The 13,242-nt window shown below is 67.9% G+C and carries 14 protein-coding genes; 8 read left to right on the forward strand and 6 right to left on the reverse strand.

Translation table 11 applies throughout. The annotated features are described in order from the left end of the window. The first annotated feature begins 116 nt into the window (after window positions 1-116). A complete protein-coding gene (locus ACR9ZK_RS07310) occupies window positions 117-935 on the forward strand; it encodes an oxidoreductase (protein ID WP_481341232.1) in 819 nt (272 codons plus the stop codon). A gap of 216 nt (window positions 936-1,151) precedes the next feature. Further along, complete coding sequence (locus tag ACR9ZK_RS07315) at window positions 1,152-2,171, forward strand: NAD(P)/FAD-dependent oxidoreductase (RefSeq protein WP_481341233.1); 1,020 nt, start codon at window positions 1,152-1,154, stop codon at window positions 2,169-2,171. A gap of 221 nt (window positions 2,172-2,392) precedes the next feature. On the opposite strand, the gene ACR9ZK_RS07320 is transcribed toward ACR9ZK_RS07315, so the two are convergent. After that, window positions 2,393-2,680 (reverse strand): hypothetical protein, encoded by a 288-nt coding sequence (locus ACR9ZK_RS07320; RefSeq protein ID WP_481341234.1) that lies wholly within the window; start codon window positions 2,678-2,680, stop codon window positions 2,393-2,395. A 246-nt stretch (window positions 2,681-2,926) separates the two neighbouring features. On the opposite strand from ACR9ZK_RS07320, the gene ACR9ZK_RS07325 reads away from it, so the two are divergent. Together ACR9ZK_RS07325 and ACR9ZK_RS07330 are read left to right on the forward strand one after the other, a co-directional pair. Further along, the gene (locus tag ACR9ZK_RS07325; protein ID WP_481341235.1) at window positions 2,927-3,358 is read left to right on the forward strand and encodes a hypothetical protein; all 432 of its coding nucleotides are present in this window, start codon (window positions 2,927-2,929) and stop codon (window positions 3,356-3,358) included. Between the two features lie 154 nt (window positions 3,359-3,512). Continuing rightward, the gene (locus ACR9ZK_RS07330) at window positions 3,513-3,923 is read left to right on the forward strand and encodes a hypothetical protein (protein ID WP_481341236.1); all 411 of its coding nucleotides are present in this window, start codon (window positions 3,513-3,515) and stop codon (window positions 3,921-3,923) included. Between the two features lie 60 nt (window positions 3,924-3,983). On the opposite strand, the gene ACR9ZK_RS07335 is transcribed toward ACR9ZK_RS07330, so the two are convergent. Then, on the reverse strand, window positions 3,984-4,736 hold the full coding sequence (locus ACR9ZK_RS07335; RefSeq protein ID WP_481341237.1) for a hypothetical protein: 753 nt from the start codon (window positions 4,734-4,736) through the stop codon (window positions 3,984-3,986). Here ACR9ZK_RS07335 and ACR9ZK_RS07340 point away from each other — a divergent pair. After that, complete coding sequence (locus ACR9ZK_RS07340) at window positions 4,735-5,148, forward strand: hypothetical protein (protein WP_481341238.1); 414 nt, start codon at window positions 4,735-4,737, stop codon at window positions 5,146-5,148. The two genes, ACR9ZK_RS07335 and ACR9ZK_RS07340, sit on opposite strands and share 2 nt — an antisense overlap. A gap of 67 nt (window positions 5,149-5,215) precedes the next feature. Here the strand turns inward: ACR9ZK_RS07340 and ACR9ZK_RS07345 are convergent, their stop codons facing one another. From ACR9ZK_RS07345 to ACR9ZK_RS07360, 4 genes are all read right to left on the reverse strand, one after another. After that, window positions 5,216-5,494 carry a hypothetical protein gene (locus tag ACR9ZK_RS07345; RefSeq protein ID WP_481341239.1) on the reverse strand — a complete coding sequence of 93 codons (279 nt, stop codon included), beginning with the start codon at window positions 5,492-5,494 and terminating at the stop codon, window positions 5,216-5,218. Window positions 5,495-6,050: 556 nt separating this feature from the next. Then, the gene (locus tag ACR9ZK_RS07350; RefSeq protein WP_481341240.1) at window positions 6,051-6,536 is read right to left on the reverse strand and encodes a hypothetical protein; all 486 of its coding nucleotides are present in this window, start codon (window positions 6,534-6,536) and stop codon (window positions 6,051-6,053) included. A gap of 129 nt (window positions 6,537-6,665) precedes the next feature. Continuing rightward, window positions 6,666-7,400 (reverse strand): phosphotransferase enzyme family protein, encoded by a 735-nt coding sequence (locus tag ACR9ZK_RS07355; protein WP_481341241.1) that lies wholly within the window; start codon window positions 7,398-7,400, stop codon window positions 6,666-6,668. A gap of 156 nt (window positions 7,401-7,556) precedes the next feature. Further along, the gene (locus ACR9ZK_RS07360; protein ID WP_481341242.1) at window positions 7,557-7,847 is read right to left on the reverse strand and encodes a hypothetical protein; all 291 of its coding nucleotides are present in this window, start codon (window positions 7,845-7,847) and stop codon (window positions 7,557-7,559) included. 847 nt (window positions 7,848-8,694) lie between these two features. Between ACR9ZK_RS07360 and ACR9ZK_RS07365 the strand changes: the two genes are divergently transcribed. From ACR9ZK_RS07365 to ACR9ZK_RS07375, 3 genes are all read left to right on the forward strand, one after another. After that, window positions 8,695-9,090 carry an ANTAR domain-containing protein gene (locus ACR9ZK_RS07365; RefSeq protein WP_481341262.1) on the forward strand — a complete coding sequence of 132 codons (396 nt, stop codon included), beginning with the start codon at window positions 8,695-8,697 and terminating at the stop codon, window positions 9,088-9,090. After that, window positions 9,083-10,642, forward strand: a complete 1,560-nt coding sequence (locus ACR9ZK_RS07370; protein ID WP_481341243.1) for an alkaline phosphatase D family protein — start codon at window positions 9,083-9,085, stop codon at window positions 10,640-10,642. Before ACR9ZK_RS07365 ends, ACR9ZK_RS07370 begins: the two co-directional genes overlap by 8 nt. 355 nt (window positions 10,643-10,997) lie before the next feature. Beyond that, window positions 10,998-13,232 carry a helix-turn-helix transcriptional regulator gene (locus ACR9ZK_RS07375; protein ID WP_481341244.1) on the forward strand — a complete coding sequence of 745 codons (2,235 nt, stop codon included), beginning with the start codon at window positions 10,998-11,000 and terminating at the stop codon, window positions 13,230-13,232. The last annotated feature ends 10 nt before the right edge of the window (window positions 13,233-13,242 follow it).

Genomic DNA, 13,242 nt, shown 5'->3' on the forward strand with positions numbered 1-13,242 from the left:
GCTCACCGGACAGGCCTTGGTCCGGGCCTGCAGGACCGGTGCGGACCGTGTCGACCTGAACACAGGCGACCCCGCACAGCGCACGACAAAGTCATGCCACAACCGAAGGAACCAACATGCAGACAGCTCCCCCAGTGGCCCTCGTGACGGGCGCGTCGTCCGGGATCGGGCGGGCGGCAGCGCTCGCCCTCGTGGACGCCGGCTTCGCGGTGGTCGGCACGAGCCGCAACGCGGCGAACGCCGCACCGCTCGCCGGGGTGACGTTCCTCGATCTCGACGTGGCCAGCGACGAGTCGGTCCGCTCCCTGGTCGAGGAGGTGATCGGGCAGTTCGGTCGGATCGACGTCCTGGTCAACAACGCTGGCGTGGGCGCGGTCGGTGCCGGTGAGGAGAGCTCGGTAGACCAGACCAAGGCGGTCTTCGACATCAACGTCTTCGGCCTGATGCGGATGACCAACGCAGTGCTGCCCCACATGCGCGCTCAGGGCAGTGGCCGCGTGGTCAATGATGTCTCCTCGGTACTCGGTCTGATCCCAGCTCCCTTCATGGCTGTCTACGCCGCCACCAAGCATGCGGTCGAGGGCTACTCCGAGTCCGTCGACCATGAGCTTCGCGAGCACGGCATCCGGATGCTGCTGGTCGAGCCGGCGTACACCAGCACGAGTTTCGAGGCGAGCAGCCTGGCACCCGACTCGCCCCTGCCGATCTACGCCGCACAGCGGGAGGTCTCCCGAGACGTGCTGGCCAGGGCCGTGCGCAACGCCGACGACCCGGCCGTTGTCGCGAAGGTGATCGTCGCGGCCTCCACCGATGCCAAGCCCAAGCTCCGCTACACCGCCGGCTCGATGGCCGCACGGGTCAGCCTCCTGCGCCGGATCGTGCCCTCGCGCGCCTTCGACAGACAAGTCCGCAAGCTCAACCGACTGGCCGGTTGACCCCGCAGGACACCCGGCGCCAGAGGGGGACGCGCATGTCCACAACCAGAGACACCGAAGCCAGCATCAGAATCTCTCGTCCGACCGCTCGCGGAACGGATCGCGGCATGGGCCGAGTAGCGCATCACGCGACCCTCGCGGCGAGACCACCGGGATGAGCCACCCAGAACGCGAAGGGCTGACCGAACCATGACTGAAAATGAAGGGCAGGAGACCATGGCTGCGACGACTCCTCCGTACGAGAGCGACGCACTGGCCGATGGGACCATCGACGCGGCGGTGATCGGCGGGGGCGCCGCAGGGCTGAACGGTGCACTGATCCTCGCCCGCTCCCGCCGCTCGGTCGTCGTGATCGACAGCGGCTCCCCGCGCAACGCGCCCGCGGAGGCCGTGCACGGCCTCATCGCCCTGGACGGCACCCCGCCGTCCGAGATCCTACGACGGGGCCGGGAGCAGGTGCGCCAGTACGGCGGACGCGTCGTGTTCGGCGAGGTGGTCGCGGCCGAGTCTGCCGCCCCGTCGGCGGACGGGGACCTGCGGTTCACCGTCACCCTGGCCGAGGGCCGCAGCATCACCGCCCGCCGCATCCTGGTGGCCACCGGCCTCACGGATGTGCTGCCGGAGGTGCCCGGGCTCGCCGAGCACTGGGGGCACAGCGTGGTGCACTGCCCGTACTGCCACGGCTGGGAGGTGCGTGATGAGCCCATCGGCATCCTCGCCACCGGCCCGGTCTCCATCGGCCACGCGTTTCTGTACCGTCAGCTGACCGAGGACCTGACCTACTTCACCCACGGCACTGACCTGGATGAGGACAGCCGCGCCCGCTTCGCTGCCCGGGGCATCCGCGTCATCGACACCCCGGTCACCGAGGTCGTCAACGACGAGCACGGTGCCCTCGCCGGGGTGCGCCTGGACGACGGCCAGGTCGTGGCCCGCCGCGTCCTCGCGGTCCTCCCGCAGCTGCAGATCCGCGCCCAAGGCCTGGAAGGTCTGCACCTGCCGGTGCAGGACCTGCCGAACAAGGGCCGCGGATTCGCCTCCGGCGTGGCCGGCACCACCGAGGTGCCGGGTGTGTGGGTGGCCGGCAACGCCACCGATCTGGTAGCCCAGGTCGGGGCCTCCGCAGCGGCCGGCGCACTGGCCGGCGCCGACATCAACAGGATGCTGGCCACCGCGGACACCGACGCGGCCCTCCAGGGGGTCTCCGAGGTAAGCCCCAAAGCGGCCACACGATGATCTTGAAGCCCTGAGATCTCAGCCCGTCACCCGCTCGCCTCACCTTCATCGGTGAGGAACCGATCAGTATTCCAAACGGTTTCAGTCATGCCCAGCAAGCAAAGGGAAAAGCCACCCAGCCCAAGACGCAAAAAAACCTTGGAGCTTGGCGAGGTAGGCATTGCTTGGCGACCGGATCCCAAGTGCGTCACTCCGCCGCGACATCGGCACCCCGCGGCGGTTCAAGGCAGAGCCGGTGGACGGACGCCGTGCTCGCGCAGCTTCTTCCTCACCACATCAAGATCCCCGTTGCGGTATTCGAGGGCTGCGGTTGTGGCTTCCGCCGACTCGGGAGGAGGATCCGCACCGACGCGCCACGGCGACCCGGCGTCCGAACGGACACGTGCGTGGACCCCCTCTGACTCGAGCTCGTCGGCGATTCGAGCAACCGCCTCCACCGAGCCGCCCCAATCGACGCTCGTCTCCATCTGCGCCCAGCGTCTTCGATCCGCGAAGACGACCGCCGCCACCGGGATGACTGCGCCGGCGGCGCCAAGTGCGCGTGGCCAGACAAGAGCGGTCGTCGTCGCGATTCCCAGTGCGGCTACAACGAGGCACGCCCAGTAGCGCCGACCATCCGACGACGTTCAGCCTCGCAGTCCTGAGCCATGAGCGGCGACGGCCGCGCCGCCGCCACCCCGACGGCTGGAGGTACTCGGCTGAGCGACCGGACTGGACCATGGTTCAGAGCGTGACAGACCGTGCGCCAAGGATGCGTGAACATTTCAGGCCGCGCCGGCAAGTGCGGAACCCGCCCCATGCGGCATGAGCGGAAGTCCTGGGTGTTGCGCGCCCGGCGCAGCAACTCCCGTGCGAAAGTCGCCGGCATGCGATCGCTCTCCATCAACGACCTCTCAGTCGGGCTCTCCGTCTTGTACGCGGGGGGCCAGGATGAAGGTGACGTCCTCGACCCGGAACGTCGCCGCCTGGGCCACGTCCTCATGCCGCACCATCCCGGAGTGATTCGTGAGGTGCAGAACCGGCATCACATCCTGGTCTCGTTCCGCGGGCTGGAAGAGGAGCCGGTCAGCTGGGGCGTGGGCTTCGGGTACGACGAGTCGACTGGCATTTACCCGGGGCTACTTGTCCCTGACGCGGACGAATGGGAGCGGGCTTCCCACGCAGGCTGGTGGTCAAGGACCCAGTGATTGCGCCTTCCCGAGGGCGCGACCGAAGCCGGCATCGAACTCCCGGAGAGCGGCATGATCGGACGTCGGTCAACTACCTCATGCGTTTCTCTGCTAGTCGTAGCGGAGCGCCTCTACGATCCATGCGTGCAGGGGAACCGGTAATGGTTGTCAGGTGGCGTGCAGATCCGCGATCGAAGATCCAATCCCGATCACCAAGGAACGGGTCGCGGCGTGGGGCGCTGTGATCGCGGCATTGACGGTGGCGGTCGTCACCACGCTGCGGGGCTTCGAGGTCCCGCTGTCAGAGAATCTGCACTTCTTCGTTGTAGCCGCGACGGGCGTCTCGTGGATGGCCCTGGGCCGCTGCGTGTACGCGTCGGCGTTAGCTCGTCTGGACGTAGCGCAGATTCGCCGGACGGGCAGGAGCGACCTCCTTGCCGATCTGGTGATGTGCGCGCTTGCAGGTATTGGTTGCGCTGCGCTCGCCATCGTCGGCGATCCCTGGTTGTGGCTGGGGTGCATGCTGTTCATGGCAATCGCCGTGGACCAAGCCCGATTCGTGCGAGCAGGCAGCTCTTCGTAGCTCCTCGTGCACATCACGGCCGAACCATCTGCGGCAATAGCGGACGTCTGAGCTTGAGCGCTACCACGAGCCGTACTGCCGCCGGCAAGGATCGCGACGGTTGCGTCGGGGCATCCTCTTCTGGGCGTACAGGCACTCGGCGCAGGCGCCTTTGACTGCGGCCGGGACGGGGCTGCCGGGGTGTTCGTAGTCCGGGTGGTCGCAGTTAGGGCACGGCAGGTGGTCACGGTGCGGGGTCCACGGGTCGCGTAGCCCACCACCGGGGATGCCCAGGACGCGACGTGTCTTCTCGTCAGCGATGACCCGTGTCATATCGAGCTGCTCGAGGCGGCGGCCGAGGCGGCGAAGCAGGAGGTCTGCCTCAAACGAGCCCGGCGGTATCTCGATGTCACGCCGCGGAGGGCCGGTGATCCAAACGCGAGGGCCGGCTTTGGGCATGTAGCCGGCGCTGATCGTCGTGATGTCGCGGATGAGCAGCGTCTCGTCGTGTCGCAGCACGCGGCTGACGGTCAGGGCCTCCTGGGTGAGGGCCAGCCGTGTGGGCCAAGCCCAGAGGAAGGCAACTACAGGGACGGCCAGCATGCCAAGGGGGAAGAAGATGCCCGGATGGTCTTTCAAGCCGTCGGTGCTCGCTCCGATCAGAGGCCACGCTACCCAACCGATGAGCACCAGGGTGAGGCCATTGAGGGGGTGGGTTAGCCAGAACGAGACGTTCGGACAAGTGCGCGACTCCGGGCAAGTATGCCTACCGGCCTGCGGCATGACAGTGAAACCGAGCCAGACCTGTGTCGTGTAGGCGACAATCCCTCCCATGGCTGCGCGAGAGGACTCCTACTCCCTGCCTGACCCGGAGTTGCGCGCCTACGACCACGGGCTTGGAACCCTGTCAGTTGACGGCGAACTTCGCGGGCACCTCGCCTGTGTCGTTAGCCGGATGACCTTCCCCTCGAAGGGGCCGTGGCCGTGGTTTCGGGTCATCTGGCTGGATGGCCGCAGGGAACCCCGATTCGAGGACTACGGCCCGGGCTGGTGGACGGTTCGCGAACTCGATGCCGGCAAGCTCGAATACAGCGGTCCGAGCGTCGACAAAGAGCGCCGCATCCTCGGATTTCCCTTCCGCTACTCCGTATCTGGAGACCCCTGCGTGTTCGACCTTGCATGGTTGGACCGCGAGGAAGCCGCCGCCAAGTGGGACGAGCTCGGACTCACGGATGGGGACTTCTGAGACGGGCGAAGCCCGCGCTCTCCGCGGCATGAGCGGTAATCGCCGGGCTAATCAGGACGAGCTTCGCTCAGACGGCTAGCGCCAAGCGAGCGATCCGTAAGACGCGTTTGAAGTAAGGCTGGGCGTCCGGCGGAAAAGCTTCCATGGAACGCTTCAGCTCTTCGGCGGCCTGGGCTAGACGACTCCGCTCGAGTACGGACAGCGACCCAGCCCGGGTCGCCCAGCCGTAGATGTCGGCCCCGATCGTGACGGCGTCCACCTCGCCGTAGTCAAGGCCCTTCTCCACAGAGTCGGGAAAGGGCTCCGCCATGTGAAGTCGCATCTCCTTCGCCAAGGTGTTGGGCACAACCACAGCGTAGGTCGTCGGCCCTCCCTACCTAGTGCTCGACCGCGCGACCGGCGGCATATTCGGATGGGGTGGAAGGACTTGGCAGGAGTGGGCCTCGTCGTGCCGCTAGGTTCGGGAGCGTCGAGCGGCTGAGAGGGACTTCTAGTGCACTTCGAACGACTCTGGGCGGGAATGGCCATCGGCCTTCTTTTGGGCGCAGTCAGGGAAACTCTGTTCCCGGACGCCTCTGCAACGCAGAGCTGGTTGATCGGGGCCGCCTGCCTGGCGATCTCATGGGAACGTGGGCGGCGCGAGGAACGTGACTCCGCTCAAGACGCGGGGAAACGAGAGCCCTGATGGCGCATTCATGGCTGTCATTGACTCGTCGGTGCATCGTCGATATCGGCCGGGTTGGACTTCGATTGGCCGAGATGGGGGGCCGGGTACCGCGAGTCAGAACTTGCAGACCACGCACAGGTAGCGGCATGGTCGGGCGTTCGCCCGCAGAGCGGCAAATCCGGATGTTCCGCCAACAGACCTTTTAGACCCGCACGGGCGGCCCTAGCTTTTCAGCTCACGGAACCGACCTGGCAGAGTCGGTCAGCGCCGCGTTGACCTGACCAGCGAAGAACGCGGCGGCCTCACGGGAACTGAACTGCATGCCCACACGCCGGCTTGGCGCTCCCTCAGTCGTGTACACGACCAGCTCGTGAGTCATCACCCAGTCGCCCATGAGTATTCGCCGCCACAGTGGCGTCCTACGCGTCACGGCGGCGACAGCCTCGACCGCCTCGCGAGGAAATTTGCGCGAGGGAGCCACGTCTCGAAAGACGACCGACCGCCGGCCGATAGCGACCCCCAGCCGCCACCATCGCCACGCCAGCCACAAACCGAGGACGGCGAACAGAGCCGTCACCGTGGCGGCGCCGGCGTCGTCACGCGCATTGGCGACACTGACAGAACCGAAGATGCCCGCGAACAGAACGCCCCATCCGGTCAACACATACCGCAGTCGGGGCAACTGCGGTACGAACAAGCTCAAGCCCGCGCTTTCTCTCACGCCCTGAGTATGTATGCCCGTCACGAGCGGGGGCCGCCGTCCGCTGGCAACCACCTCGGCACGACCGCTCGCGGAGAGCGGCAGATGTGTGCACTCGACCGCCAACAGCCCCACTCCTCGAACGCGCTCTCAGACCGCTCGAACTTCGGCGAGCCGCCTGACTGCGTACTCGTCGTCCCAGCAGACGGCGGCTTCCCACGCGGCCGACGCTTGCGTGGCGATGTCGTACGCGCCGTCGTCGAGGCCGGCGGCGTTGTTGGGCAGCACCAGGTCGAGGTCGGGGACGTCGACGTGCGACTCGTCCCAGTCGATCAGCGCGATCTGATTCGCGGTCATGCGGACGTTGCCAGGGTTGTTGGGGTTGCCGTGGACGACGCATGTCTGACGTCCGGTGAGCCGCGCCCAGGCTGCGCGGCATCGAGCAACGCTCTCAGGAGGCATCGCGCCGAGGTCGATCTTCGTCCCGGTCTTCGCGTGCAGGAGGTCGGTCGACGATCGCCAGCCTGGGCGCTGCGGCCAGCCCTGCGTCAACCGATGCAGCTCGCGGAGCGTGCCAGCCACGCGACGCCAGTCGGCCTGCGTCTCGGGCGGTCCGCCATCCAGGTAGGTCATCACCACCAGACCGTCGGCGAACAGCCGGCCGTCTGTAGTCGGGATCGGCACCGGCACGGTCAGACCTTCACGGTCGAGGTGTTGGAGGAGCTCGGTCTCCCACGCGAGATCAGCGTCGCTCCTGGCGCCCAGACGACCGACCGCGAGGTGCCCGTTGACGCGCACGCTCCACACGTCGTTGGCGACTCCGCCAGCGAGCGGTTCGATGCGAGCGGTGTCTTCACCCCACTGCCCGAGTGCCTCCCACCCCATGGCCACACCTTACGTTCCGGCCCCGCGTGGCTCGCCTCAAAACGACCGTTAACCGGCCACCGCGCCGTGCCCTCAGGGCGGCATGAGCGAGCGTCAGCTGAGAGGGAAGATGAGTTCGTGGCCACCTCGCCGACGCCGTTGCAGCGCTTCTCCTCGCTATGAAAAGTCGGCCTTCTTCGGCACGTACGGCTCCAGCCCCTCGATCTTGCTAGGCGGGACCGGCCAGCCGTTGCGCGTCGCGGTCGTCTCGATGTTCTCCCAGGCGTCAGCTGTGAGGTCTTCGAACGGGGTCTCCTTGGGGCCGACCCTCCGGCAGTAGCGCACGTTCTGGGTCAGCGCAGCAACCCACCGGTGATATTTCTCGTCGATCTTCAGTATCTCGTCGTCCGTTAGACGGCGGCCCAACCGCTGTCGGGTCCTTCCACCTTCGACGTACGCCTCCCGCATCAACTGCGCTCCAGCGGGCCACCCTTCGACGTGCCCGGGTGCGGGTCCGTGCCCGGCACGTCGACGGTTGCCGCCATCGAAGCAGCGCCACGTGTCATCTGGCCCTGTCTCATTCGAGTTTCGTTCGGGCACAGTCACGCTCGTTCGCAGACGTCCGAGCCGCGCCCCTACGAGCGTCAACGACAACAAGGACCCGCCGGAGCGCGCTGGCACAGACCTCGAAGGCGTGGGCGCGGACCAGCTCCACCCAGGGTTGGACCCCAAGCGCCACTACAAACCAGATCGCTGTAACCGCGAGATCCTCAGTCCGCAAAAGGTCTGCAACAGGACCGGAAACGGCCGCTGGACACGTTGCCCAAGAGAACCAGCTTTGCGTCTCTGCAGGTCACGAGCTCGGGGCAACACCGGCAGCACGGATCGATCGGCCCGCCGAAATCCCCGGCCTATCGGCCGGCTCATCCTCCATCTCACCGCGGGTCGTGCTGGACAACGCCCTGACCTGAGGTGATGCCGAGAAGGCGCGGGACAGTCGGAGACAGTTATAGGCCGCCCTGGCAACGGACCTAGACGGACCAGAGCGACTCGGCACAAGCTGTGACGGACAGAGACGGACCAGAATCCGACACCCGTGCCCGCCGGTGCCAGATGACCCGAAGGCTCGGTCAGACCGCCGCTAGAGGGGGAGGGAGCTAACGGTCCGACCGGGCCGCCTGGCGTTGCGGACGCAAGGCGTCGACCCGCGAGGTGGGATCGCGCGCCGACGTCCGCAGCGTCCCACGCGGCAGCAGCGCAGGTTGCCGAATCGGACAAACCTCGCAAAGGAAACCACGAGATCGCCCGCCTGCACCTGGCCTTGCACCACAGCCGGGACATCGGCGCCGCCGTGGGCATCATCATGGCGATGCACAAGGTGTGCAGGGAAGAGGCGTTCGACCTGTTGCGCGAGGCCTCGATGCGCACCAACACCAAGCTCTACCTGCTCGCGCTCGAGGTGCAGCAGACCGGCGTCTCCCCGAGGGAGCGCACCCCTCCGTACCTATCCCGGACTGCGTACCTATCCCGGGCTCCGGTCTCCACACGGGGCCTCCACATGGGGCCATCACATGGGGCCTTCACATGGGGCCTTGACGCGGAGTCGACGAGCGCTCGCCATGCGCGGCGCGTGAACCAGGGTTTCGCCGAACCGGCGTCTGGCGGTTGCCCGGCGTCCACCACCGCCGTGCAGCGTGGTGGCCATGAGTGAACTGAACCGCCGCACTTTTGTCCTCGGCGCCGCGGCCGGCGCGGGCCTGCTCGGTCTGTCCCGAACGGCCGGGGCGTGGGCCTCGCCCGCGCTGGTCGTGGCCGGACGACCAGCCCTGACATCCGGAGTCATGTCGGGCGATGTCACCGCCACCGCGGCGACCGTCTGGGGGCGCTCGGACCGGCCAGGCCGTCTCGTGGCCGTGGTCCATGGCGCGGGTGGCTCCAGGCTGCGGATCAGTGGCCCCCTCGCCACACCCGACACCGACCTCACGGCGAAGCTCGATCTCGAAGGGCTCGCTCCCGGCCGCGAGCACACCGTCACGCTCGCCTTCGAGAACGAGGACGGGCACCTCGGCGAACAGGCTGACCTCCGTTTCAGGACCGCCCCCGCCGGACCCGGTGCAACGAGCTTCGTCTGGACCGGCGACACTTGCGGGCAGGGGTGGGGGATCAACCCCGACCTCGGCGGCTTCACCGCCTATGCCGCGATGCACGCGACCCGCCCTGACTTCTTCCTCCACTCCGGTGACACCATCTACGCCGACAACCCCATCGCCGAGCAGGTCGTCGAGCCCGACGGACAGGTCTGGCGCAACATCGTCATCCCGGAGGTCGCGAAGGTAGCGGAGTCGCTTCCCGAGTTCCGCGGCAGGCACCGCTACAACCTCCTGGACGACAACGTCCGGGCCATGTACGCCGAGGTCCCGGTCGTCGCGCAGTGGGACGACCACGAGACCCACAACAACTGGTACCCGGGTCAGGTCCTCACCGACGACAGGTACACCGAGCGTCGCGTCGACGTGCTCGCCGCGCGGGCGAAGCAGGCTTGGTGGGAGTACCAGCCGATCAGCAACCGGCTCTCGGTCGCCCGCCGGACGGCTGCGGGCACCCCCGGCCGCATCTACCGGAAGCTGTCGTACGGCCGGCACCTCGACGTGTTCTGCCTCGACATGCGCACGTACAAGGACCCCAACACGACGGGACTCGAGCCAGCGAAGACCCACATTCTCGGCACCGAGCAGACCGACTGGCTCATCCGCGAGGTGGCGGCATCCAGGGCCACGTGGAAGGTCATCGCGAGCGACCTCCCGTTGGGCCTGGTCGTGCCCGACGGCCCGGTCAACCAGGAGTCGCTCTCCAACGGCGACCCGGGAGCGCCGCGCGGCAAGGAGCTCGAGATCGCCGCTGTCCTCAGCTCCTTCAAGCGGGCCGGCGTGCGCAACATCGTGTGGCTCACCGCCGATGTCCACTACTGCGCGGCGCACCACTACGACCCGGCGCGCGCCGCCTTCGCGGACTTCGACCCCTTCTGGGAGTTCGTCGCCGGACCCGTGGCCGCGGGCACGTTCGGCCCGAACGTGCTCGACCAGACCTTCGGCCCACGGGCCGACTTCATCAAGGCGGCCGACTACCCCAACCAGTCCCCCCGCCACGGCAACCAGTTCTTCGGGCACGTCAAGATCGACGAGGACGGTCGGTTCCGGGCATCGCTGCGCAACGCCCGCGGTTTGGTGCTCTACTCGCGGACCCTGGACCCTGCGCCCCGATGACGGTGTTGGCGACCTGGCCGGCCGGGCTGGCTCGTCGGGCGGATGCACGGTGGCGCGAGCGAATCGTCTGCGTCCTTGCCTCGACCACCCCGCGACCACCCGCGGACGCCAAACCTCGGGTCTGACGGAGGTTCGGCTCGTAGACTGGGGCTCGAGAGGTGTGCGTGTCACTGCGCGCGTGGTTGTCGAGGCGGAGTTCGATGGCTGTCTCGGGAAGGCCGCAGAGGCGGAGTCCGGTATGGCGACGACGAGGCGGACGGGGTCGGGTCGCGGGGCGCTGCCCGCCGAGCTCACGAGCTTCGTAGGACGGCGGCGAGAGCTGGCCGAGACCCGGAGGCTGCTGGCGAGCGGCCGCATGCTGACTCTGACCGGCGTCGGCGGGGTCGGCAAGACGCGCCTGGCGCTGCGACTGGCTGCCGAGGTGCGACGCATCTTTCGGGACGGCGTGTGGTTTGTCGAGCTCGCGGCCCTTCAGGACCCACAGCTGTTGCCGCACACCGTGGCCAACACCCTCGAGCTGCGCCAGGTGTCGGCCGACCCGGCCGCCGACCTGGCGGCGTACCTGGAGGAGAAGCGGCTCCTGGTGGTCCTCGACAACTGCGAGCACCTCACCGACGCCTGCGCGGTGCTGGCCGGCAAGCTGCTGGCCGCGGCCCCGGGTCTGCACATCCTCGCCACCAGCCGGCACGTGCTCGGCGTCGAGGGCGAGCAGATCCTCTCCGTGCCGCCCCTGTCCACACCGGACCCCGAGGCGGATGTCGCCGCCGACGACCCCACTCACTACGAGTCGGTGGCGCTCTTCCTGGACCGAGCCACGGCGGTGGCCCCGGACTTCGCGATGGGGCCTGGCAACCGGGCAGCCGTACTCGATCTGTGTCGAAGGCTCGACGGCGTCCCGCTGGCGATCGAGCTCGCGGCCGTGTGGCTGCGCATCCTCTCTCCCTCGCAGATCCTCGAACGGGTGGAGGACCGCTTCCGGCTGCTCACCAGGGGGCGGCCCGCCGTCCCCACCCGGCACCAGGCGCTCGAGGCCACCGTCGGATGGAGCTACGACCTGTGCTCGCTCGCGGAGCGACTGATGTGGGCCCGGCTCTCGGTCTTCTCGGGAGGGTTCCACCTCGAGGCCGCCGAGGAGGTTTGCGGCAGCGCCGGAATCTCCCGCGATGACGTCCTCAACCTGATCGCGGGCCTGGTGAACAAATCGATCGTCGTACGGTGGCAGGCGACGGAAAGCACGACCGCCTGGTACCAGATGTTGGAGAGCATCAGGCATTACGGCGCTGAGCGGCTCACCAACCCGGAAGAGGTGCGGGCGCTGCGGATCCGGCACCGGGACTACTACCAATCACTGGCCAAGCGGTTCGCAGCCGAGAGCTTCGGCCGCCATCAAGCGGACTGGTTCATCCGACTCCGCCGGGAGTCCGGCAACATCCGAGCAGCGCTGGAGTTCTGCCTCGCTGACAAGGCTGAGGCGGCCGCAGCGTTCGAAATCGCCGCGCCCATCTGGAACTTCTGGTTCGCCGGCTTCCTCCGGGAGGGTTACCGGTACCTGCTCCGGGCCCTGGAGCTGGCTCCCGAACCAACAAGCGGCCGGGCTCACGCGCTATGGGCGGCCAGCTATCTGGCCATGTTCGCCACGGACATCGACCGCAACCCGACGATGCTTGCCGAGTGCGAGGAGATCGCTGCCGGGCTCGACGACCATCTGCTGCAGGCGCGCATCAAGGAGTGCCGAGGGCAGGCGAGGTTGTACGAGGGCGACGTGCCGGGCGCCCTCGAGCTGCTGGAGCAGGGCCGCAGGGAGTTCCAGGCGCTCGGAAACCCGCTCGGCGAGTTCGACACGCTCATCCTGCTCTCCGCCTGCACCTTCTTCCTCGACGACCCGAGAGTCCACGATTACAGCAGGCAGGCGCTGGCATTGGCGGAGCGGTACGGCGCGCAGTCATCGATGGGCTACGCGCTCTGGAGCGTCGGCATCGCGCAGTGGCGTGCCGGCGACTTCGCTGGTGCCACGCGTTCCCTGCGGATGTCGGTCAGGTCGTTCCAGCCGATGAACGACCTGACCGGCATCAGTTTCGGTGTCCAGGCGCTCTCCTGGTGCGCCGCCTTCGCCGACCCCGGCGAACGGGCGGCCCGGCTGCTCGGCGCCGCCCAGGCCGTCTGGCGGACCAGCGGCTCGAAGGTCGAGGAGAACAACGCGTACAGCGTGTTCGACAGGCGGTCCGAGGAGGCGCTGCGTCAGTCTTTCGGCTCCGGCGTGTTCGAGTCCGAGGCGTTCGAGAGGGCGTTCGCTGAGGGAGCGTCGTACTCCTTCGACCAGGCGGTGTCCCTTGCGCTGGGAGAGGCGGACGCAGCAGGCCAGCCCGAGCGGACGGGGGTTCGCGCCGGGTCCAGAAGGGGGACTGCCGACGGCCTGACCCGCCGTGAGCGGGAGGTCGCGGCGCTGCTGGCGGAAGGGCTGACCAACAAGGAGATCGCGGGGCGGCTGACCATCTCCCAGCGCACCGTGGAGACGCACGTCGACAATATCCTGGGCAAGCTCGGCATGAACTCGCGAACCCAGGTCGCCAGCTGGGTCACCGAGGAGTAGGCGACCTGCG

This window comes from Monashia sp. HAY1-5C (assembly GCF_056755255.1).

Bases quoted from the DNA above. Each gene is read 5' to 3' on its own strand.
- ACR9ZK_RS07375 (WP_481341244.1), top strand. From the start codon at position 10,998: ATGCTGACTCTGACCGGCGTCGGCGGGGTCGGCAAGACGCGCCTGGCG.
- ACR9ZK_RS07335 (WP_481341237.1), bottom strand. From the start codon at position 4,736: ATGGGAGGGATTGTCGCCTACACGACACAGGTCTGGCTCGGTTTCACT.
- ACR9ZK_RS07360 (WP_481341242.1), bottom strand. From the start codon at position 7,847: ATGCGGGAGGCGTACGTCGAAGGTGGAAGGACCCGACAGCGGTTGGGC.
- ACR9ZK_RS07310 (WP_481341232.1), top strand. From the start codon at position 117: ATGCAGACAGCTCCCCCAGTGGCCCTCGTGACGGGCGCGTCGTCCGGG.
- ACR9ZK_RS07315 (WP_481341233.1), top strand. From the start codon at position 1,152: ATGGCTGCGACGACTCCTCCGTACGAGAGCGACGCACTGGCCGATGGG.
- ACR9ZK_RS07355 (WP_481341241.1), bottom strand. From the start codon at position 7,400: ATGGGGTGGGAGGCACTCGGGCAGTGGGGTGAAGACACCGCTCGCATC.
- ACR9ZK_RS07370 (WP_481341243.1), top strand. From the start codon at position 9,083: ATGAGTGAACTGAACCGCCGCACTTTTGTCCTCGGCGCCGCGGCCGGC.
- ACR9ZK_RS07340 (WP_481341238.1), top strand. From the start codon at position 4,735: ATGGCTGCGCGAGAGGACTCCTACTCCCTGCCTGACCCGGAGTTGCGC.